The sequence below is a fragment of the Halomonas sp. MES3-P3E genome (assembly GCF_002836035.1).
Lineage (GTDB): Bacteria > Pseudomonadota > Gammaproteobacteria > Pseudomonadales > Halomonadaceae > Vreelandella > Vreelandella arctica.
The window spans coordinates 134,099-154,885 of sequence record NZ_PJBT01000192.1 but is presented as its reverse complement, the minus strand read 5'-3'; the positions used below and the strand labels follow the sequence as shown (position 1 = coordinate 154,885).

General features: G+C 55.1%; 17 protein-coding genes. 8 read left to right on the top strand and 9 right to left on the bottom strand.

Going from position 1 to position 20,787, the window contains the following annotated elements; genetic code table 11:
- Nucleotides 1–77: 77 nt before the first annotated feature.
- Together CXF87_RS20575 and fhuF are read left to right on the top strand one after the other, a co-directional pair.
- The gene (locus CXF87_RS20575; protein ID WP_101148013.1) at nucleotides 78–845 is read left to right on the top strand and encodes an ATP-binding cassette domain-containing protein; all 768 of its coding nucleotides are present in this window, start codon (nucleotides 78–80) and stop codon (nucleotides 843–845) included.
- Nucleotides 846–994: 149 nt separating this feature from the next.
- Entirely contained in the window at nucleotides 995–1,783 is a 789-nt protein-coding gene (gene fhuF, locus CXF87_RS20570; protein WP_101148012.1) for a siderophore-iron reductase FhuF, read from the top strand.
- A 24-nt stretch (nucleotides 1,784–1,807) separates the two neighbouring features.
- Here fhuF and CXF87_RS20565 read toward each other — a convergent pair whose 3' ends face one another.
- From CXF87_RS20565 to CXF87_RS20545, 5 genes are all read right to left on the bottom strand, one after another.
- On the bottom strand, nucleotides 1,808–3,460 hold the full coding sequence (locus CXF87_RS20565) for a multidrug ABC transporter permease/ATP-binding protein (RefSeq protein WP_101148011.1): 1,653 nt from the start codon (nucleotides 3,458–3,460) through the stop codon (nucleotides 1,808–1,810).
- A gap of 139 nt (nucleotides 3,461–3,599) precedes the next feature.
- The gene (locus CXF87_RS20560) at nucleotides 3,600–4,688 is read right to left on the bottom strand and encodes a DUF1513 domain-containing protein (RefSeq protein WP_101148010.1); all 1,089 of its coding nucleotides are present in this window, start codon (nucleotides 4,686–4,688) and stop codon (nucleotides 3,600–3,602) included.
- A 3-nt stretch (nucleotides 4,689–4,691) separates the two neighbouring features.
- Nucleotides 4,692–5,717: an imelysin family protein gene (locus CXF87_RS20555; protein WP_101148009.1), complete on the bottom strand. Its 1,026-nt coding sequence runs from the start codon at nucleotides 5,715–5,717 to the stop codon at nucleotides 4,692–4,694.
- A gap of 23 nt (nucleotides 5,718–5,740) precedes the next feature.
- On the bottom strand, nucleotides 5,741–7,207 hold the full coding sequence (locus CXF87_RS20550; protein ID WP_101148008.1) for a di-heme oxidoreductase family protein: 1,467 nt from the start codon (nucleotides 7,205–7,207) through the stop codon (nucleotides 5,741–5,743).
- A 107-nt stretch (nucleotides 7,208–7,314) separates the two neighbouring features.
- Nucleotides 7,315–8,610 (bottom strand): imelysin family protein, encoded by a 1,296-nt coding sequence (locus CXF87_RS20545; RefSeq protein ID WP_198556155.1) that lies wholly within the window; start codon nucleotides 8,608–8,610, stop codon nucleotides 7,315–7,317.
- 207 nt (nucleotides 8,611–8,817) lie between these two features.
- Between CXF87_RS20545 and CXF87_RS20540 the strand changes: the two genes are divergently transcribed.
- Both CXF87_RS20540 and CXF87_RS20535 read left to right on the top strand, forming a co-directional pair.
- Complete coding sequence (locus CXF87_RS20540) at nucleotides 8,818–9,684, top strand: LysR family transcriptional regulator ArgP (RefSeq protein WP_008957758.1); 867 nt, start codon at nucleotides 8,818–8,820, stop codon at nucleotides 9,682–9,684.
- A 230-nt stretch (nucleotides 9,685–9,914) separates the two neighbouring features.
- Nucleotides 9,915–11,723, top strand: coding sequence for a sensor domain-containing diguanylate cyclase (locus CXF87_RS20535; RefSeq protein WP_101148007.1), 1,809 nt, complete (start codon nucleotides 9,915–9,917; stop codon nucleotides 11,721–11,723).
- A 2-nt stretch (nucleotides 11,724–11,725) separates the two neighbouring features.
- On the opposite strand, the gene CXF87_RS20530 is transcribed toward CXF87_RS20535, so the two are convergent.
- Both CXF87_RS20530 and CXF87_RS20525 read right to left on the bottom strand, forming a co-directional pair.
- On the bottom strand, nucleotides 11,726–12,283 hold the full coding sequence (locus CXF87_RS20530; protein WP_101148006.1) for a cytochrome b: 558 nt from the start codon (nucleotides 12,281–12,283) through the stop codon (nucleotides 11,726–11,728).
- A 170-nt stretch (nucleotides 12,284–12,453) separates the two neighbouring features.
- Nucleotides 12,454–13,317 carry a LysR substrate-binding domain-containing protein gene (locus CXF87_RS20525; RefSeq protein ID WP_008957761.1) on the bottom strand — a complete coding sequence of 288 codons (864 nt, stop codon included), beginning with the start codon at nucleotides 13,315–13,317 and terminating at the stop codon, nucleotides 12,454–12,456.
- A 101-nt stretch (nucleotides 13,318–13,418) separates the two neighbouring features.
- Between CXF87_RS20525 and CXF87_RS20520 the strand changes: the two genes are divergently transcribed.
- Nucleotides 13,419–14,297: a DMT family transporter gene (locus CXF87_RS20520; RefSeq protein WP_101148005.1), complete on the top strand. Its 879-nt coding sequence runs from the start codon at nucleotides 13,419–13,421 to the stop codon at nucleotides 14,295–14,297.
- 2 nt (nucleotides 14,298–14,299) lie between these two features.
- On the opposite strand, the gene CXF87_RS20515 is transcribed toward CXF87_RS20520, so the two are convergent.
- Together CXF87_RS20515 and CXF87_RS20510 are read right to left on the bottom strand one after the other, a co-directional pair.
- Nucleotides 14,300–14,791, bottom strand: a complete 492-nt coding sequence (locus tag CXF87_RS20515; protein ID WP_101148004.1) for an NUDIX hydrolase — start codon at nucleotides 14,789–14,791, stop codon at nucleotides 14,300–14,302.
- Between the two features lie 125 nt (nucleotides 14,792–14,916).
- Nucleotides 14,917–15,987, bottom strand: coding sequence for a hypothetical protein (locus tag CXF87_RS20510; RefSeq protein WP_101148003.1), 1,071 nt, complete (start codon nucleotides 15,985–15,987; stop codon nucleotides 14,917–14,919).
- A 325-nt stretch (nucleotides 15,988–16,312) separates the two neighbouring features.
- On the opposite strand from CXF87_RS20510, the gene CXF87_RS20505 reads away from it, so the two are divergent.
- From CXF87_RS20505 to CXF87_RS20495, 3 genes are all read left to right on the top strand, one after another.
- Nucleotides 16,313–16,693 carry a septal ring lytic transglycosylase RlpA family protein gene (locus tag CXF87_RS20505; protein ID WP_101148002.1) on the top strand — a complete coding sequence of 127 codons (381 nt, stop codon included), beginning with the start codon at nucleotides 16,313–16,315 and terminating at the stop codon, nucleotides 16,691–16,693.
- 259 nt (nucleotides 16,694–16,952) lie between these two features.
- Nucleotides 16,953–17,957 (top strand): NADP-dependent oxidoreductase, encoded by a 1,005-nt coding sequence (locus CXF87_RS20500; protein ID WP_101148001.1) that lies wholly within the window; start codon nucleotides 16,953–16,955, stop codon nucleotides 17,955–17,957.
- Between the two features lie 269 nt (nucleotides 17,958–18,226).
- On the top strand, nucleotides 18,227–20,773 hold the full coding sequence (locus CXF87_RS20495) for a glucose/quinate/shikimate family membrane-bound PQQ-dependent dehydrogenase (protein WP_101148000.1): 2,547 nt from the start codon (nucleotides 18,227–18,229) through the stop codon (nucleotides 20,771–20,773).
- The last annotated feature ends 14 nt before the right edge of the window (nucleotides 20,774–20,787 follow it).

Below are 20,787 nucleotides of genomic sequence, written 5' to 3'. Positions count from 1 at the left end.
TGCCACCAGGTTACAAATGAGAACTATTAGCACTAGAATGTACCTACTACTCTTTACCCTTCCGCCAGGAGTCATTCATGTTCGAGGTCAAAGGCGCCACCTTTGAAATCAATGGCAAGCCGCTTTTAGCGCCCATTGAACACACCTTTCATGAGGGCAAGGTATACGGTCTGATTGGCCATAACGGCTCGGGAAAATCGACGTTAATTAAGCTAATGGCCCAGCAGCAGCCTACCTCCCAGGGCAATATCCACTTTGACCAACGCCCGCTCAATGAGTGGGGAAACCGCGAGTTCGCACGCCAAGTAGCGTATTTGCCACAGCATTTGCCGAGTGCCGAAAACTTGACCGGGCGTGAGCTGGTGGGCTTCGGCCGCTATCCTTGGCATGGGCTCTTGGGGCGTCATACGCAAAAAGATAAAGACGCCGTAGAGCGCGCTATTGCCCTCACGCACACCGAAGCATTTGCAGACCGCCTAGTGGATACGCTCTCCGGAGGGGAACGCCAGCGGGTATGGCTGGCGATGCTACTCGCCCAGGGCAGCCGATTCCTGCTGCTGGACGAGCCGCTAGCGGCGCTGGATATCGCCCACCAAATCGAAGTACTGGCGCTAATCCGCAAGCTGTGCGATGAGCTAAACCTTGGGGTGATTATTGTACTGCACGATATCAACATGGCTTCGCGCTACTGTGACGAACTGATGGCACTGCACAGCGGTCGCTTACTGGCCCATGGCAGCCCGGGTGATTTGATGAGCTGCAGCACCTTAGAGGCGATTTATGGCCTACCGATGCAGGTCATGAAGCATCCCAACGGAGAGCACAATATCGCCGTGGCACAATAACGTTATTCTCCGAGGCCAAAGGCTTTTAAAAGCACTCATTCGCAAGCAAACGCTTCAACTGATACGCATTATCGATTAAGCTGGATACCGTATTTCCCCTGTGTGCTGTGTCAAAACCCTGCGCTAAATCCCTGTGATGGAGCCTCGCGATGCCCTCTGCTCTGCGTCAGCCGCAACTGTTCGAGCCTTCATTGGCCGCCTGCTACACCGGGCCGTTGGCGAACTTTACGCCGCCGTTAATAGGTGGAACGCCACCGCTGGAAGCGTTCAAAACAGCTCGTTGGCGGGATGCCGATTGGCTCAAAGAGGATCTCTCCCGCTTCGCTGAACAGTACCCAGGCGGAGACAAGCGGGCAGTGGTATCGATCTGGTCGAAATGGCACTTAAGCGCACTAACCGTTCCCACACTCACAGCCAACCTGCTGCTTAACCGTGACCTGCCGGTGGGGCTGGACGACATGCAGGTTATCTTTAACGATAAGGGCGCCACCTCTCAGCTGTGGTTGCCCCACGAAGGCACGCCAATATCCACTCAAGATCCGTTTGAGCGTTTTGCTACCCTGATTGAGCAGCACTGGGCACCGTTGATTGAGCAATTAGCAGCTATCTCCGGCGCTGCACAGCGGGTGTTCTGGAGCAATGCCGGTGGCTATCTGGACTTCTACGTCAACGCACTAGGCGAGCATCCGCTTGCTAATCGGCAGGCGTTTGAGGCCGCCAAGGCGTTGCTGGAAGCGCGCAACCTGCCCAACGGCAAGCGCAACCCGTTGTTTCAGCCGGTGCGTTACTTTACGCCCAAGGGTAGTGAGGAAGTTAAGCGGGTGCGCAAGCTCTGCTGCCTGCGCTATTTACTGGATGAGTTTGATACCTGCGGCACCTGCCCGCTAGAGGGCTGCGACCTGGAAGCGCGTAAGCGCGCCAGGCAGGTCGCCCGTTAAAACGTTAGCTATTTTTAACGCTGGTTAGATATTAATTTGCGCAACTGCATCTTCGCTTGCCCGCGCACGCTGCTCGCCTTTCAGCTCGCTAAGCTGCCCCTTCGACATCTCCAGCAACCGATCAGCGTGGGCGAAGTAGCTGTCGTCATGGCTAATGGCAAACACGGTTTTACCCATTGCTTTTAAGTGCGGTAACAGCTCGCGGTAGAACAGACGCCGGAACTGGGGGTCTTGATCCGCCGCCCACTCGTCGAGCAGCAAGATGTCACGCTTTTCGGCAATTGCCAGCAAAAGCGCTAGGCGTTTACGCTGCCCTTGGGAGAGCTGAGTGCTAATAACGCGATCCCCCTCCCACTGCAATTTGTGCTGCATCTGCAGTCGCTCAAGCCAGGTATCAACGACCTCTGGGTCAGCAGGTAGCCCTTCAGGGCCCATTGCTTGATCAAACTGATGGAAATCGGTAAACACGCTGGCAAAACGGGCACGGAAAGCCTCCCATTGAGCAGCAGTGACCACCTGCCCATCAATTTTAATAGTGCCACTTTGGGGACGGTATAACCCCGAGAGCAGCCTTGCCAGAGTCGACTTACCACTGCCGTTGCCGCCGATCAAAAACACCTGTTCACCACGCTCTAGGGTCATATTGAGTGGCCCCACCTGAAAGCCCTCGCCCTGGGCAGTGTTCGGGTAGTGATAAGTGACTTCCTCCAGCTCCAGACGCTGCCAATCAGTCAGCGTATCGTCCACTGCAAAACCTGGCTGGTATTCGGCTAGCTCCAGACTGCTCAGCTTATCAAAGGCGACCTGGGCACTAATCAGTGTTGGCCAAGCGCCCACCGCCTGAATCAGCGGCGTGCGCAGAAACAAAAGTGTCAGTGCAAAGGTGGAAGCCACCGTGGTATTGGCCCAGCCCAGCCCATTAGAGAGAAAAAACACCACGCCGATTGCGCCCAACATCATGATGTTGGACCAGTTATTGGCACTGAGGTGGTAGGTATCGGCACGGATGATGTGGTAACGGTAGTCCTGGGCATTGAGAGTGTAACGCTCGTCAAAAAAGCGCCGGGCGCGGTCGCGGTTGAGCGCCAATTCCTTGCGCCCTTCAATCGCCGATTGATAATCCTTGTAAAGGCGATCCTCGCTCTCCCGCACTAGATGAAAGTGGCGATACACTTTGGAGACCAGCCACCAGCCCACCCCCATCGTGAAAGTGATCCATAGCACGGTGATGACCACCATTTGGGGCGAGAGCCACGCCAAATAGGCGACCGAAGCCAGCGTCAGCACGACGCCTTGAATCAGTTCCGGCAGGCGCACAAAACCAATGGTGATGTTGCGCACATCGCTGGAAAGGCTGGCCAGCAAGGTGGAGTTACCCAACTGCTCCAAACGCTCAATATCAGTATCTAGAATTCGCTTCACTAGGCGGGAGCGTAGATCGAATACAAAGTGATGACCCAGCAAAGTAAGCGCCAACTGCGTACCCAGCGTCACCGCCAGCAATACCGCTAACAAGCCTAAAAACTGCGGCAACGCCGCCAAACTGCCGACCTCAATTAAGCGCTGATTGATGAAGGCAATCACCCCGACCCCTAAGCCAGCGCTCAATAGGCTCAGCGCAATGGCGCCCAAAAAAGGCCAGCGGTAGTGACGAAATACTAAACGAAGCAGTTCCATGGGTCTCCTTGCCTTCCTGAAAAGAGCGCTGAAGTCTAACAGCGCCGCCGCTCACCAAGAAGGAGTCATTAACATTGGGTGATTATGTGGCAACCGGGTCACTGGTGCGGAATACTATCCCAAGCCGCTTTTCTGAAAATCATGTCAGATGGTTATCCCAGCGCAGTTCCAGGCTGGCGAGAAGCTCGGGCATCGCTAAGTCAGGCGTAACACGGTAGAGCCCGCCCTGGCCGGAGGAGACCAGAAAACCGCCGTTACCGTCGCAGCGGGCGCCGGCGGCGTCGGGCAGCGCCAGGCTGGCAACAAGCTTACCTTGCTCGGCATCCAGCAGCAGTACCCGGTTGCCGCGAGGGGCAGTCACCAGGACATTGTCAGAATCACGGCTAAACGCCACGCTGGCAGTGTAGTGCTTTAGACTGGTGGTGACTTCATCGTCAAGCGTCAGCTCAGAGAAATGACCATCACTATCAAGTCGGCAGATCAGCGGATGGGTTTCCCACTCAGGGCCTTCAAACTGGTAGCCAGCGATCACGGTACCGTCCGCCGCCACATCCAGATGACGACAGCTGAGCTGGTGGTGCGAAGGTTCGTGACGTGCCAGTATCTCCCCGCTGTGGCGATTCAGCAGCATCAGCGCTGGTGCCATGGTATCAAGATTGAGTTTAACCCGGCCGTAGTCAGGATGAGTCTGGATCCCCCCCAAGCCAATCACCAGGGTATCGCCATCCGGCATCAGCCGAAGCTCATGGGGCCCAATACCGCCCAGCGGCATATCGCGCACATGGGCGTAGTCGTTGGCAGCGTCGTAAACGCGCACTAGCCCGGCGCTGTCCTCCAAACGATTGGCGGTGACATACAGATAGCGCCCGTTCAGGTCGAACACGCCATGCCCGTAGAAGTGGTAGCCCTTTCCGGCCGCAATGGTGTGGGCTAATTGACGGCTGTCGCCATCGATCACATACATCCGCGTGCCAGGGCGGCGAGCAAACAATACTGCCTGGCGGGAATCTGGCCGCAGACAGCCGCCGTGGCAGCGTTCGGGTACTTCGATCATAAAGCGGGTCTGGCCATCCAATGCCACCCCGGCGATGTAATGCGCCCCGCTAGGGTCGTCTACCGCGCTGAACAGCCACGCGGCTTCCTCGCGCGCGGGCAGCGCCCAGCTCAACGGGGTTAGCGCCAGGGCCACACTGCTCAGCCCTGCTTTGAGTATTTGTCGTCGCTGCATAGTTCAATCCCCATCGCTGGAGTTAAAGCCGCGCACCAGCCCCAATTGACCTGCGATCTCGTTACCCAGCAGATGGCGTAGCTGGCTGATGTCGAGGTAGAGCGACTGCAGGCCGCGAAACGCCTCTTCGTTTTTAAGGGAAGGCACCAAGCCCGGTGGCAAGTCGCTGGCCTGAACGAGTGTTTTATCCAACTGATCACGGAACGCCTCGGCGAGCGGCAGCGCATTAGCCTCGCGCAACAGCGCGGTGAGCCCCGGCAAAAAGCCGGTACGCAGGCCCTCCAGGCTGCTCTCTACCAATCGAACCGTTTGTCCGCTTCGCCACGCTTCCGCCAAGTAGCCGTTGGCGGGTGCGCCTTTAAGGCCCATGGGCTCACCGAGCCGTTTATCTTCGAGTATTTCGAGAGCCTGGATGGCGCTCGCCAGCGTGGTCTCCGTGTAGTCAGGAGTCTCAAGATAGTGCTCGCCAAAGGCCTGCCAGTCGCGATGCAGCGCGCTTGTGGTATCCGCAAGATGCGTGGTGATGGCCTGCATCAGCGAGCAGGCTCCAGGGTCGCTCAGGGCCTGTTCGTCCATGGCGTCGTCATAAAGCAAGTATTCAAGGGCGGGAAAACCTTGGATCGCCACGCTGTCACTGGCGATATCTTGGGCATCTGGGGCGTCGGCTGCCTTCAGCCAGCCGCGCACCTTACTGCCCACCAGGTTTTTACGGTCTGGCCAGAACTGCAGCTGCCAGCCTCGGCTATTCTGCTCAACCGGACCGAACTGAATAAAACGCACCGCCTGCCAGGCTTGATAGGCGCTCAGCCAGTCATTTTCCAGGCGCTGCCTGAGTGCTTCGTCTGGGCTCTGGCAAAAACGTGCGGCGCTGGCTTCCAGGCGTTCGGAGGCGGCGCTGAGTTCGGCATACTGAAGCTCTACCGCGCCGTGCCACATTTCCCGCGGCGTAGGGGTGTCCGTAGCAAAAGAGAGCGGCGCTGCAAGTAGCGCGCAGGCCAGCAAACTCAGGCGGCGAAAAGATGCGATCACGTTAACTCCTTAACAATAATGACTTACAGGGATTCTAGGAAACGGATAAGTTCCGCTCGCTGGTCGGCGGGCAATGCGCGATAGCTCTGGGTGGCACTTTCTGCCTCGCCACCGTGCCAGAGTATCGCCTCTTCCAAAGTGCGGGCGCGACCATCGTGGAGAAAACCAGCCCGAGGATTAACCGTTTGCGCCAAGCCAATACCCCACAGCGGCGGGGTGCGCCATTCTCGGCCATCGGCCTGGAACTCACTACGATGATCAGCCAGGGCATCGCCCAGATCGTGGAGCAGTAGGTCGCTATAAGGCCATATCTCCTGCCCCGCCAACGCCGGACGGGGGGCGTCCGCAGCAGTGCGCTGGCGCGGCGTATGGCAGCTCGCACAGCCGAGCGCGTTAAAACGCTCAGCGCCCTGTTTCACCGCTGGGTCATCCATATTGCGGCGCATTGGCACCGCCAGACTGGAGGCGTAGAAGGTCACGAAGTCGGCCACGTCATCGCTGACTTCGGGCGTGCCACCATTAGGAAAAGCATCGCACCCCTGGCTCTCCATGCAGTCGGTTTGCGGTACCAGACTGGAGGTCAGCCCCATATCCCCAGCAAAGGCGTGCAGGCCCTGCTGCTCAATGCTGGGCTCACCGGCTTTCCAGCCGAAACGCCCTAGCACCGGGGTGCCACTGCGCACATCCCACACTTGGTTATAGCGGCCGGAAATCCCGTCGCCATCGGCGTCTTCAGGGTCAGCGGCAGCGATAAGGTCAGCTTCAGGAATCGCTTCTAGCAGGCCCAGGCCAATCATTGGCGGTGCCAGCCGCGGCGAGGTTTGCAGTGACTCCGGCAGCTCCCCGTAGGCGGGCTCGGCAATCGAGTAAATCGGCTCCTGCAAGGTGACGCTGGTGCCATCGGTGAAGCTCACTTCCCGAGGGCGATACTCAATCACCAGTTTGGCCTCGGGCTTGGCACCGCTAATCGCCGCGGTTTGTAGCTGCAAACCATAATTAGGTACCGGAAGCGCGCCTCGCTGCCCCAGTGTCTCTGGGTTCGCTTGGCTAGCGGGTAGCGAGAGGCGCAGAAACAGCGCGATGGGGTTTTCGTCGCCGGTGGGTGGGTGCCCCCGACCATCCTTAAGGTGGCAGCCCTGGCAGCTATTGGTATTCAGGAGTGGCCCCAGGCCATCCCGGGCCTCGGTGCTGGCGGGCGCCGCCACCCAAGGGTTGCGAAAGAAGCTGTTGCCAACGCTGAAATCCAGCCGCTTGGTCATCGACATATTACTCAGCGGCAATGAATAGGCGTTATGGTCAAACTGCTCTACCGAGCCATCGCCGCCACTCATGGGCGAGGTCTGTATAGGCGGCAACTGAATAGGGTAATCCTGGGTAGGTGATTCGGCTCCCTGCAGGGGCGTGGCCAGCAAGAACAGTAATAAACTGCTGTGGGCTAATGTGCTGGGCACCCACTTGGCTAAGACAATAAACCGGAGTAAGCGGTACATGGTGATACCTTGCGAGGGATGATACTGAATACGAGCCATTCGACAAAAACCAACAGAGCCGCTCGATAGCAACACTATCGGCGGCTCATGGTAGACGCTAGTCCAGCCTAGAACCGGTGACCGGCATCATCAGGCTGCAGGGAGGTCACGCCCAGATCGCCTGCGGCCTGTTCGATAGACCCTGTTTGCGCCACTAGGGTAAGGATCGCCTCGTTGATCAGTTCACTGCCCCGCTCGTTACCCGGGGCGATCATCATATCGAAGGCCATCGGCGAGCTTTCCGCTTCAGCCGCCTCCTTGATAGCATCAAGCCGCGCCATCGTGGCTTCTAGCTGCTCATGGAGTGTATCGGCCAGCTCAGCATTTTGCTGAGATAACAGGTCTTGCAGCGAAGGTCCCTCTACCACACTGCCATCAAGGCGCTGATAGCTGCCGGTGTAGATATTCTGGATACCCTGGCCGTTGTAGTAGTGGGAGTTGTGGGTATTATCGCTGAAGCAGTCGTGCTCATCCTCAAAAGAGTTGGCTTCCAGGGCGACCTTTAATCGCTCACCCGCCAGCTCGCCCAGAGAGAGCGAACCCATGCCGAACAGCATACGGCGCAGGCCCTCCTGATCGCTTTCGGCAAGCAACTCCAGGCGGTAGTTACCCTCAGTTTCCGGCGCCCACTGGGCCACCATCCACTCAAGGTCGTCAACGAGCAGGTCGGACACCGCATCCAGGTAGCTACCGCGGCGATCGCAGTAGCCATGAGTGCACTCGTCGCCGATTTGGTAATCGCTTACCGGTCGTTCGCCGTTGCCTGCCTCAAAGCCATGCAGATCCTGCCCCCAGAGCAGAAACTCGATGGCGTGATAGCCGCTGGCGACGTTGGCCTCCGAGCCGCCTATTTCGTTCAGGTCAGCAAGGAGTTCCGGGGTAATATCGCTAACGTCCAGAGTTTCGCCGCCGACAGTGATTTGCTCGTTGGCAATAATATTGGCGGTGGCGCCCTCGTTACCCAGTTCATGCTGGTAGTCGTCGCCTTCGACATAATCGATCATGCCTTCGTCCAGAGGCCAGGCGTTGAGCTGCCCTTCCCAGTCGTCCACCACCGCATTACCGAAACGAAACACTTCGCTCTGCTGATAAGGCACCCGCGCCTGCAGCCAGGCTTGCTTGGCTGCGCTCAGTGTTTCAGCCGTGGGATTGGCGAGCAATTCGTCGATACGCTCGTTCAATGCTTGGGCAGCCTTCAGTGCATCGGCGTAATTGGCATGCGCCAAATCGGCGTAGTGATTAACCACGGCGTCAGCGCTAACGGTGTCGGCAGCAGCGGTGTCGATAGCAACTGGGGCAAAAGGCATCAGCGCGCTAAGCGCAACGATGCCAGCAAGAGGGCGACGGAGCATGATGGCGGGCATTACGGTGTCCTTTAGGCTGTGGCATTACAGAAACTACTCACATAAAGTGCTAGGCAACCCGTGAGGATTCTGATGCTCTAGCTCTGCCTGAAATGTAATTCATTAGCTTATGAGATTCAATCCTATTTGAATCTAAATAAAAAGCGCTACACCGTTTTAACGCCATTTTTTGCCTTATGTCACTTAGTGCTACCGTGGGAAACCGTCATGCTCGATTACAAATTACTTCATGCTTTGGCGACCGTGGTGGAGTGCGGCGGCTTTGAGCGCGCGGGGGATGAATTGGGACTGTCACAATCTGCCGTGTCCCAACGTATAAAAGCACTAGAAATTCGCCTTGGTCAGCCAGTGTTGGTTCGGCACCCGCATTTAGCTCCAACCCCTGCTGGCCAGCGGCTGTTAACCCACTACCAGCAGGTACAGCTATTAGAGCGTGACCTGCGTGGCTCACTACCCACCTTAGATGATCAGGCGCCGCGCCTGCGTATTGCGATTAATGCGGACAGCCTAGTCACCTGGTGGGCCGAGGCTGTTGCCACTATTTGTCAACAAGAAGGCGTGTTACTGGACCTTGTGATTGAAGATCAAGATGTCGGACTCAAGCGGTTGCGCGATGGAGATGTAGCGGCCTGCCTATGCGCCACACCGCAACCGATTGCGGGTGCGCGTTGCGTAGCGCTGGGAGAAATGCGCTATCACCCGTTGGCGACACCCGCTTACGTTGAGCGCTATTTTTCAGATGGCCCGACAACAGAGAACTTTCAGCGTGCACCAGCCATCGTTTTCGGCCCCCACGATCAGTTGCAGCATCGGTTTATGGCGCTGTTTGGTTTCCACAGCCACTTTCCTTATCACCTCTGCCCCTCTTCGGAGGGCTTTGTTCGTTTAGCCGCCGCAGGGATTGGCTATGGCATGATGCCGCAATTACAGACGAGAGAATTAATGCAAAGTGGTCAACTGGTCAGCGTGGCGCCAGGCCACTCTTTATCGGTGCCGCTCTACTGGCATTTTTGGCGTCACAGCGGAGAATTAATTCAACGACTTACCCAACATTTAGGTCATATCTTTTATTAAGTATGGAAGTTTTAAACAGTTAATTTTACAAACTTGTCTACACTGAAAGTGCCCATCAAACAGCACAGAAAAATTTGGTGATGATATTTTCTCCTGCTGCATTAGTGCCAAACGGCGAGTAAATTGCACGTTTACCTAAGCGCTATAATATAACGATGGGCGGCCCCTGGTATGGGTAAGGGAACCCAGGGAACAAAGAGCGGAATAAAAACTAAAAAAAGCGATGTGATATGCATGTTCGACGTTTAAAGGCAGGTGTTTATATCGGCCTACTGCTGCTGTTGGCTGGATGTTGGATACCTTGGGCACATGCAAATACCCTCTTATCAGCAGCGCCAAACCAGGCGAGCTACTCGCTTGCTCCTTACAGTGAATTTTGGCATGCAACTGATAAATCAATCACGCTAAATAACTTACTCTCTCACCCGCCTAATTTTAAGCACTCCCATCACGAAGAGAATTTAAACTTCGGCTATACCCGTCATGATGTGTGGCTTAGAACACAAGTGCGTAATGACTCGCCGGAAACCCAGCGCTGGATGGTACAGTTTGAGTACCCATTCTTGGATTACGTCACACTTTACACACTGCGCCAACAGGGCATTGAGGCGCAGCGCAGCGGTAGTGCAGTCCCGGTTGAACAGCGCGCCCTAGCCCATCGTCAGGCGGTTTTTTCACTGGAGCTTGCTGCCCATGAGCAAGTAACTCTGTATACCCATGTGGCTGCCTCAGGCAGCAAAATGCTCAACTACAAGCTAATAACGCCCGAGGCGTTTTATACCCAAAACGATCGCCATAATTTTTGGCTGGCTACCTACTTCGGCATGCTGCTGGCAATGGGTTTATATAACTTATTGCTATTTTTTGGCTTAAAGGAACGGGTTTTTCTTCACTATTCGCTCTTTGTCGGCGGCTTTGCTCTCGCTATTCTGACCTTTAACGGCATCGGTACACTGATGTTTTGGAGCTTTCTGGGTGACAACACGGCTCGTCTCGTGGCACTCGGTTTTACCTTCGCTTCCACCATGGCCACGCTATTTGCGCAAAGCTTTCTTAACACGAAGACCTATTGTCCTCGCTGGCACAACGTATTGAGTACCTTTCGCAGTTACTGCTGGTTGACAGTGATTGCCACACTGTTATTACCCACTCCCTCGGCGCTTCACCTCATGGATGTGACGGGCTTTATGGCCGCTTTACTGCTCCTGCTATGCGGCAGCTACTGTAGTTTGCAACGCGTACCCAGTGCGCGTCTGTTTGTATTTGCTTGGTCACTATTTTTACTAGGTACTGGTGTCTTTGCGCTGCGTAACCTGAGCCTACTTCCAGCCAACTTTATTACTCTGCACGGTATTCAAATTGGCTCAGCGCTGGAAATGTTATTGCTCTCGTTTGCCTTAGCATCGCGCTTCAATAAACTTAAACGGCAAAAAGAGAGAACTCAAAGCGCGATGTTGGCAGCACTCAAGAAACAGGAAACCCTGTTGGAACGAAAAGTCGCTGCCCGCACCAAAGCATTGGAGCATTTGGCCAATCATGATGTACTCACTAGCCTGCTGAATCGCCATGGACTGATGCGTTCTGCCGAAGGAGCGCTACAGCGTAATCGTCAGCATGGTCATCGTTTGGCGCTATTAATGCTCGACCTGGATCGCTTTAAGCCTATTAACGATAATTATGGTCATGAAGCAGGCGACTTCGTTTTACAGAAAATAGCCAAACGCATCGTCCACTTAGCGCGCACCAATGATCACTGTGCCCGGTATGGAGGCGATGAGTTCATTATTATCATGGAGAATATAGGAACCGGCGATACGCTAGCGCCTATTCTGGCGCGTATTGACCAAGCCATCTGTTCGCCGATCAACCTTCCCGGCGGTGAGCAAGTCAGCGTTAGCGTCAGTATTGGAGTAAGCACCTGTCACGGCACAGAGGCTGCAACGCTTGAAAGCTTGCTGAGTGAAGCTGATAGCAATATGTATGCAGTTAAATCAAGCCAAGCCGCCGCTTACTATCGCTACGGCTCGGCGAGTTCTTAATTCTAGTCAAACAGGCTCATGCGCTTCATAACGTTGTCACGCTTGATTTTCCAATGGAATAACGCGCCAGCAACGTGCAGTACCACTAAACCTAAAATGATCCAACCTAACCGCCCATGCCACATAAAAAGTTGTTCAGAGAGCTGCTCACGCTCAGCAAGTAAACCGGGCAAATGCCAGTGGAAAAACTCTACCGGAAAGCCGCCGCTAGCAGTGGCGGCCCAGCCCAGTAAAGGCATAATAATGAGCGCTAAATAGAGCAGATGGTGCACACTGGAGCTAACAATCCGCTCGAACGCATTTAAAGGTGGTTCATGATCTGGGACCACAAACGCCAGCCGGGTAATAATGCGCAGCGTCATCAGCAATAATATCAATACGCCGAGCGTTTTATGGCTGGTATAAAGCAAGTTCGTGAGCGTATTGCCTACCAACGCAACGGTGCGTTCAAACCCCAGAAAGCCTAGCGTTAAACCGCTAGCCAACGAGAGTAACACGGCACCCGCCACTAGCCAGTGCAGCACCCGGTGCGGGTAGATATAATGATCCAGTTCGTGCATGTAGTGCTCCTAACAGCAAATTTATTTGCTTTTTAGTCTAGTCAGTAACGTTCCCTTTCGCTGATTAAAGCACTTCGCTGCCCTCAACGTTAAGTGTTACTTTTACCCAATGCTTCTCGTCTACTACCTGCTGGGAACGGTTGCATCGCTACGGTCGGTATTTATATAGCCTAGTCAGGCACGGCTAATTGCTCACGTATTAACTCACCCAAGCGCCGCGCTGGCTCTGAGGGCCGGTGGGGTGCGCGGTGAAGCGCCAGCTCAATCATTGGCAGCGCAGGCAGGCCACTGCTCTCATCCAGTGGCCTTAGCGCCGGCGTCAGCATGCTGCGCGTCACCACCACTATCGCGAGCCCCGCGGTCACAATCGGCGCCAGCCCGGCCATTGATTGGCTGGTATAGGCAACACGCCAACTGCGCCCTGCCGACTGCAGCGCCTGCTCGGCGACTTCACGAAACACGTCAGCCCCCGGCGAATAAAGCGCTAACGGCAGTGGATCGCTTAGCAGCGGCTGCTGGTACATTCCAACGGCCCACAGCAAAGGCTCTCGACGGATTACATCGCCCCCTGGTGAGTTGCGTTGGCGTGTCACCAGTGCCAGATCAAGCTCTTTGGCTTTTACCTGCTCTACGAGATGGGCGCTGGTACCGCAGATCACCTTGAGTCCCACCGCCGGATAGAGCTGATTAAAGTAAGCAAACACCGAGGGCAGCAGCGAGGCGTAATCTTCGGGTATGCCTAACGTGAGGTCACCGGTAACTTGGCGCGCCTGCATATCACTCCATGCTTCATCATTAAGCGCTAGCAGCCGCCGAGCATGATTAAGTAGGCGCTCGCCTTCTGATGTAAAGCGTATTCGCCGCCCTTCCCGCTCGTGCAGTGTTAGCGATAACTGCGCCTCCAGCCTCTGCAGCTGCATACTCACCGTAGACTGCGTGTAAGCCAAGCGTTTGGCGGCGGCGGTCACACTGCCGGTATCCGAAATTGCCACCAGGGTACGAAGCAGGGTTAGGTCTAAGGTGGGCGCGCGCATATATCACCATTCTTGATTAAAATGATCATAAAAGATCGATATTGTGATGCATTGATGATGAGTATGCTGCTCGGCACATGCTCAAATCAAGGAGACTTCCGATGCATCGCGCTCACTCCCCCGCCCTTTTTCCACGTTGGTACAGTGTTGGTGCGGCACTGGTGGCCGTGATGCTTTGGAGTGCAGCGCCGCTGCTGGCAGAGTTTGCCAAGGCGACGCCACCTTTACAGCTAACCGCAGTAACACTGCTTGCGGGGGCGCTGGCAACGCTACCGCTGAGCCGCCGCGTTAATGTTGCTGCCAGCGGCGCGGGTTGGAAGTTAAGTGTCTGGGTGGGCATCCCGTTGCTTATTTTTGGTGCTGTGAGTACTTACTTTATTGGTATGCGGCTAGCGCCCGCCGCTGAAGCGGCGCTGATTACTTATACCTGGCCAGTGCTCTTTGTGCTGCTGAGTCAGTGGAGCCGCTTTGGCCGTCTGCGCATCGCAGGCGTTGTCGGTGCGCTGATAGCGTTTTCAGGCGCAGCGTTACTGCTGGTTCCTCAAGCCATCAGCGGCGGATTAGGGGGCGCCACCACTGGCTATGCTCTAGCGCTGCTGGCTGCCTGCTGTTGGGCACTCTATTCATGGCTCAGCCAGGCAGCCCCAGTGGCGTTGACACCGCTACTGCCACGACTGCTGCTGATCGCTTGTGCTATTGCCGTGGCCGCTAGCCTGCTACTTGAAGGACAACTCCCTTTACCCAGCGGGGAAGCGTTACTAGCAGGCATTGCACTGGGGTTAGGCCCTTACGGCGTGGCCATGGTGGCATGGGATAAAGCACTCCGCTGGGGGCACGCCAGCCTAGTGGGCAGCTTAGCGTATGGCGTGCCGATTCTGGCCGCCCTGCTACTGGTTCTAGCAGGCATGAGTGTGCTCGACTGGCGCTTACCCACAGCGGCAGTGCTGGTGGTGGTTGGCTGCCTTAAAGCTGGCCGCTAGGCTTACTTAAACAGATTCACCTCGGCTACTTTAGTCACTGGCTCGCTAGATAGAATGTCGTCGAGTAATTCAGGTAACCACCCGGGTTTAAAAAGCGCGGGGTCGGCCTCGCGCATCTCTTCCAGCGTCCACCAATGCCTGGCATGAACAGTAGAAGGCTCTTCATCGCTCCACTGGGCAGTGGCAATTTCAGCCATTGGCGGGCAGCGCACCAGAAAGTAGCGTTCAAGCCAGCGGGCTGGCGGAGAGCCTGCCACGGCGCCTATGTCATCTCGTTCGCGCAATAGCGGGCCGATGGGGCAGGTCAACCCCGTTTCTTCCTTCAGCTCGCGCATTGCCGTGCTGGGATAATCCTCTCCCTCAAGCAATTCGCCGCCTACGGTGGTCCAAAAAGGCGCTTGATGCTCATCATGATAGCGAAAAAGCAGTAGCTGGCCTTGCGGGTCAACCACCATTAAACGTGCTGAGCGGTGTGTTTTGATTTGTTGGTTCATAAGCGATCCATGCCTATTATTGAATTGCAGTAAACAGTGCTAAAGCAGACACAATGCGTGCTTTTGGCAATGCCTCTTCAGCCTAGCTGGTTTAAATAGATTTACCGGGATAAGTGAGCTAGTCATTACAGCTCAGGAGGAATTTCCGTCGGTTCCATTTCCACATTTAATTCGAACAAACCGCTGCCGGTAGCGCTAAAACCGCTTGCGCTTACTGTGTAAGTACCAGGCAGCAATTGCTCTTGAAGACGGGAATCGGTGCCCCCTGCGCCATCGTCGTCGCTGGCTGCAACGCCTTGACCACTAATTTCAATCAATGTATCGAAATCAGCGGAGCGCATTTCTATGGTAACCAACGAGCTCTCTTCCAGCTCCAGCTGATAGATCAGTGGTTCACCGCTGTACCAACCACTTAGCGATCCATCGGCAGTGAGTGACCCCTCGTTGCGCAGCTCGCCATCGCCCGGTAATTCGTGAGGCGCCACTAAAAGGGTATAAACACCATTGCCATCGTCATAAGCACTGCGCGCGGTCAGCGTGTATTCACCGGGCTCAAAGAAATCGGCAATGCGGGCGTCTAAATCACCGGCGCTGTCATCATCTTCACGGGTATAGCCGTTGGGTCCTTCTATGGCTAAATAGGGGTCAAAATCATCAGAGCGCATTTCAAGCTGGTAAAGACCCGCCTCTTCTATGTTCAGCGCTATTTCATCGGCATCGCCCTGCAACCAGCTGTCGAATGGTTCGCCTATTGTCACCGTGTCGGCATCGGTGAGCTCTACGCTGCGGCTATCAATGGTAAATGGGCCATAGCTATAAGCATCGGCCCCGCTTACCACCACCACATAATCACCGCTTTCTTCGATGCGGTGGCGCACAACAGGCGCATTATCGAGCAACTGCAGCTGATCATCGTAAAGGGCCACAACGCCTTCCAAGGCACCATCAAGAGAGATTTCAACAATTTCATCTTCTTCTAGCGAGATTGCATAGCGCACAAAGCGGCTGCCATCGTTCCCGTTAAGTTCGCTCGCCAAGGTTATTTCCCCGCGTAAAGGCTCTGTAAGTATGAGCCTCTTGGTGGGCTTATCCTCAGCAGTTTGCAGCTGCAAGGGAATAACCTGAGCAGCCAGAAAACCGACGGTAGCGCCGCCCAACGCCACCAATACAAATGCTAGCGAAGCCGATTTAGCCATGAACGATCCCTTGTTAAGTTGTAATGACAATCATTAATAAATTAAGCAAACGTGATTATAAGATGCTTAGCGAAATCAAGTGAGCGTTTGATAAAAAATACTGCATTGCACAAATCTGTATTTTTACTAACTTAACCCTTGGACTGATAAGTCACTGAAACTCAAGGGCACGAACATTGCGATTAAAAAATCTTGAAATTGAACCTAATTGCGTCGATCTTCTCAAAGCTTGCTGACCCGCAACGACAAGGGTACTATCGCAAGGCCTACTCGGCACCTCATCAAAGAATGCGGGATCCGTAATACGCAAAACTGAGGTACTCCTATGGGAGCCCACAAACGACTGATCCGAACGATTTGTTTGGCAGCGGTAGTAGTTGGTAGCGCTGCTAATAGTGCTTTCGCACACGAAACAGATACACAGGAAGGCGTCGCCTCCTTTTACAGTGACCGCTTTCAAGGAGCCACCACAGCGAGTGGAGAGCCCTTTGACCAGCAGGCACTGACAGCCGCCCACCCTAGTTTGCCGTTTGGCACGAAGGTGTTGGTGACGCGCCCGGACACGGGGCAAAAGGTAGAAGTAATGATCAATGACCGCGGCCCCTTCGTTAAAGGGCGCATTATTGATTTATCCAAACGCGCGGCAGTGAAGCTTGGCATGCTACGCCGCGGTACAGCACCGGTTATGGTAACGCTGTTGGATTAACGGATAACACATTCTTGGTTGGTGTGTGATACCCCTTAGCCTAATTAATGCGACAGTAAACCAGTCAAAATAGTGCCACTCTATAAATACAGGGCGACCAGCAATGGTCGCCCTGTTTCTTTTGAGGTGCTTTATCTCCTACCGCTTTCTCATGCATGGCGAACTTGCAAGCAAGCTAATGGTCTCTATGCTGCAAGGAGTTCAACGCGCTTAGCTGAAACAGATAGCTCAAGGCGCCATTTATTCGCAGGAGGCATTTATGCAGTCACAGTTTTATACGCTTACTGATTACCCCAAGGGCCTACCCGATCGCTCTCTGTTTAAACTGGAGACGCAAACGCTGCCTGAGCTAGCCGACGGAGAAGTGCGAATTCGTAATCGCTGGCTCTCTGTGGATCCTTATATGCGGGGCCGCATGAATGGCGTTCGCACGTATGTAGACCCATTTGAACTCGGCCAACCCATGGAAGGCGGCGCCATTGGCGAAGTGATCGAATCCAATGACGCAAGCCTCAAGGTGGGCGATCGTGTCAGCCATATGGGCGGCTGGCGTGATATTGCCCAACTGCCTGCCCAAGGGGTGACGCCACTACCCGACCTTGATGTTCCTGAACAGGCTTACCTGGGTGTGTTAGGCATGCCCGGCATGACCGCCTGGACCGGTCTTAATTTGATTGCTGAGTGCAAACCGGGCGATAACGTTCTGGTCAGTGCGGCCAGCGGTGCAGTTGGCTCATTGGCGGTTCAGTTAGCCAAAGCAAAAGGCTGCCATGTAGTGGGCATTGCAGGCGCTGCCCATAAGCTCGCTTGGCTTGAGTCACTGGGTGTCGAACCGGTCAGCTATCGCGATCGCAATGCGCATGAATTAAGCGACGCCATTAAGCTCGCAAGCCCCAACGGTATTGATGTGTATTATGAAAATGTGGGTGGCATTTGCCTGGAAGCTGCCCTCAGCCAGTTAAATGAAGGCGCCAGAATCGCAGTGTGCGGTATGATCGACAGTTACAACGACGCAGAGCCCACTCCAGGCCCCAGCAACCTGTCGCAACTGGTCACCCGTAAAGCTAAAATGCAGGGCTTTATCGTGGCGGATCACTGGTCGAGTTATCCCTACTTCCTAAACGAAGTGGCCCCGCAAGTCGCCGCTGGCAAACTGGCTTATAAAGAAACCGTGAAAGAGGGTTTAGAGAGCACCCCAGAGGCTTTCTTAGCCCTGTTTGAGGGCGGCAATACCGGTAAGATGCTGGTCAAACTAGACAGCTAATCGTTGCGTTAGATTAAACTTACAGGTGCTCCCTACCCCACCCCCCAAAAGCCGCGCTACGTTGATAGTGCGGCTTTTTTATTGATCATTGTTCGCACTGGCCAACCAGAAATCATTAGACCAAAAGCGAATTGATTATTAAAATCGATTAGCTATTGAGATGTGTTTTAACCCATCGGCCTTGCTGATGGGTTAGGGCACTTTGCGGAATCGCCGCTTAGCAGCCACTGCCAAGTGGCATTCACTCGTTGTTAAATAGGGGTTACCTCATGGATGAACACTCACGTACGCACAGCAGATGGCCGCTATTACTGCTTGGCCTTTTGCTAGTTGCGGCGGGACTTGCCTTGGCCATTGGCGGCGGCAAGCTGCTTAGCGTAGGCGGCAGTGCTTATTATTTAATTACCGGCATAGGCGTTATCGCCAGCGGTGTTTTACTGGCCATGCGCCAGGGCGCAGCGCTCTGGCTGTATGCGCTTATCTTGTTTGCGACGCTCGTATGGGCGTTATGGGAAGTCGGCTTAGACTGGTGGCAGTTGGTGCCACGCGTTGCGATTCTCTGTCTAATCGGGATTATTCTACTGCTTCCCTGGTGGCGTAAACCGTTACATTCACGGGGCGGCAGCTTGGCATTGGCAGGTAGCATTGTTGCTGCCATCTTGGTGGCTATTGCGAGTCAGCTGAGCGACCCAGACAGAATCGAAGGGACGATCTCCAACCCCAACGAAGCGGCTAGCACCGTTAACCCTGCGCAAGTAGCGGGAGACGACTGGCCTGCCTATGGCGGCACCAATGCAGGCACTCACTACTCATCGCTTGAACAGATTACGCCTGACAACATCGGTGAACTGGAAGAGGTATGGCGCATTCAAACCGGTGACGTGGCGGGGCCCAGCGCGCCGCCCGAAATCACCAACCAGAATACCCCGCTTAAAGTAAACGACAGCCTATATATTTGTACCTCGCACAGCCGCGCGATGGCGCTCTCCCCGGAAACAGGGGAAACATTGTGGGAGTTTGACCCAGAGGTTAGCACGCTGGGTGCCGAGGATTTCTCGCTCTGGGCCCATATGACCTGCCGCGGCCTCGCCTACTACGATGCAGCTAATTACGCGGCTGGCTCAGACACTAGCGAAGCAGCAGACGGCAACGAGACCGGCAACAATAGTGCCGCGACGAGTGATACCGCGCTCTCATTCGACATTTTCGATAACAGCGATATATTCAGCCTGGACCTCTCGTTCCTGTCTTTGATGTTTGGTGCTGAAGGCGCAGGTAACGCGCAACCCATGCTCAGCGAAACGGATGTCATGTGTCCACGCAGGCTTTACCTGCCCACCGCTGATGCACGTTTAATTGCGCTGAATGCCGACACAGGTGAACGGTGCGCCAACTTCGGCGAGAATGGTGAAGTCGACTTGACCAACAATATTGGCGACTTCGACCCTGGTGGTTACTACTCCACCTCGCCTGCAACGGTAACGGAAAACCTGGTTATTCTTGGCGGACACGTTACCGACAACAGTTCCACTGATGAGCCTTCTGGTGTCATTCGCGCTTTCGACGTGCATACCGGCGAGTTGGTGTGGAACTGGGATAGCGGCAACCCCGATGACACCGAACCACTAGCTGAAGGCGAAACCTACACACGTAACTCGCCTAACGTATGGGCGCCGATTAGCGTCGATGAAGAACTCGGCATGGTCTACCTGCCCATGGGCAACGCGACGCCTGACCAGTATGGCGCTAACCGTAGTGAAAACGATGAAACCTATAGCGCAGGTCTGGTAGCCCTTAATCTAGAAGATGGCCAAGTGGAATGGGTTTACCAGTTCGTTCACCACGACCTGTGGGACATGGACACACCTGCGCAACCGGTGCTGATTGACCTGGCCACAAATGAAGGTACCCAGCCCGCGGTGATTCAACCGACCAAGCAAGGCAGCCTTTACGTCTTGAACCGTGAAACCGGTGAGCCAATCGTGCCCATCGAAGAAGTGCCTGCGCCGCAAGGCGCTGTTGAAGGTGATTGGACAGCCGAAACCCAGCCACGCTCAGCGCTTAACCTACTGCCACCCCCGCTCACCGAGCGCGACATGTGGGGGGCGTCACCGTTTGACCAGATGATGTGCCGCATTCAGTTCAACTCGTTGCGTTATGAAGGACAGTACACACCGCCTTCGTTGGAAGGCAGTATTGTTTATCCGGGTAATGTCGGGGTAATGAACTGGGGTGGCGTCGCCGTTGACCCTGAACGCCAAGCACTATTCACCGGCGCTAAATACTTGGCATTTGTTTCCAAGTTGGTACCTCGCGAAGAGGTAGAAGAAGGACAAGGTTCGGCTAGCGAGCAGGGTTTGCAGCCTAATGCAGGCGCCCCCTATGCCGTTGAGCTTGGCCCACTGCTTTCCGTGCTAGGCCTGCCCTGCCAAGCGCCCTCATGGGGCGATGTGGCCGGTATCGATCTACAAAGCGCAGAAGTGGCATGGAAACACCGTAATGGTACGACACGCGACAGCATGCCGTTCGACCTGCCGATTGGGCTGAATGTCGGTGTTCCCGCACTCGGCGGCCCGATCACTACTGCGGGCGGTGTATCGTTTCTGAGCGGCACGCTGGATCAGTACCTGCGCGGTTACGACATCACCACTGGCGAAGAGCTGTATAAAGCGCGCCTGCCGGCAGGTGGCCAAGCCACCCCCATGACCTACACCGGCGAAGATGGTCGTCAGTACGTCGTGGTCACGGCGGGTGGTCACGGCACCTTTGGCACCAAGATGGGTGATTACGTGATTGGCTACGCGCTGCCTGAGTAACCGGTCGAGCTAAT

Excerpts from the sequence above, each read along its gene's own strand:
- CXF87_RS20540 (WP_008957758.1), top strand. The coding sequence starts at position 8,818 with ATGCTCGATTACAAATTACTTCATGCTTTGGCGACCGTGGTGGAGTGC.
- CXF87_RS20565 (WP_101148011.1), bottom strand. The coding sequence starts at position 3,460 with ATGGAACTGCTTCGTTTAGTATTTCGTCACTACCGCTGGCCTTTTTTG.
- CXF87_RS20495 (WP_101148000.1), top strand. The coding sequence starts at position 18,227 with ATGGATGAACACTCACGTACGCACAGCAGATGGCCGCTATTACTGCTT.
- CXF87_RS20525 (WP_008957761.1), bottom strand. The coding sequence starts at position 13,317 with ATGCGCGCGCCCACCTTAGACCTAACCCTGCTTCGTACCCTGGTGGCA.
- CXF87_RS20550 (WP_101148008.1), bottom strand. The coding sequence starts at position 7,207 with ATGTACCGCTTACTCCGGTTTATTGTCTTAGCCAAGTGGGTGCCCAGC.
- fhuF (WP_101148012.1), top strand. The coding sequence starts at position 995 with ATGCCCTCTGCTCTGCGTCAGCCGCAACTGTTCGAGCCTTCATTGGCC.
- CXF87_RS20530 (WP_101148006.1), bottom strand. The coding sequence starts at position 12,283 with ATGCACGAACTGGATCATTATATCTACCCGCACCGGGTGCTGCACTGG.
- CXF87_RS20545 (WP_198556155.1), bottom strand. The coding sequence starts at position 8,610 with ATGCCCGCCATCATGCTCCGTCGCCCTCTTGCTGGCATCGTTGCGCTT.
- CXF87_RS20560 (WP_101148010.1), bottom strand. The coding sequence starts at position 4,688 with ATGCAGCGACGACAAATACTCAAAGCAGGGCTGAGCAGTGTGGCCCTG.
- CXF87_RS20535 (WP_101148007.1), top strand. The coding sequence starts at position 9,915 with ATGCATGTTCGACGTTTAAAGGCAGGTGTTTATATCGGCCTACTGCTG.
- CXF87_RS20575 (WP_101148013.1), top strand. The coding sequence starts at position 78 with ATGTTCGAGGTCAAAGGCGCCACCTTTGAAATCAATGGCAAGCCGCTT.
- CXF87_RS20515 (WP_101148004.1), bottom strand. The coding sequence starts at position 14,791 with ATGAACCAACAAATCAAAACACACCGCTCAGCACGTTTAATGGTGGTT.
- CXF87_RS20500 (WP_101148001.1), top strand. The coding sequence starts at position 16,953 with ATGCAGTCACAGTTTTATACGCTTACTGATTACCCCAAGGGCCTACCC.
- CXF87_RS20505 (WP_101148002.1), top strand. The coding sequence starts at position 16,313 with ATGGGAGCCCACAAACGACTGATCCGAACGATTTGTTTGGCAGCGGTA.
- CXF87_RS20520 (WP_101148005.1), top strand. The coding sequence starts at position 13,419 with ATGCATCGCGCTCACTCCCCCGCCCTTTTTCCACGTTGGTACAGTGTT.
- CXF87_RS20510 (WP_101148003.1), bottom strand. The coding sequence starts at position 15,987 with ATGGCTAAATCGGCTTCGCTAGCATTTGTATTGGTGGCGTTGGGCGGC.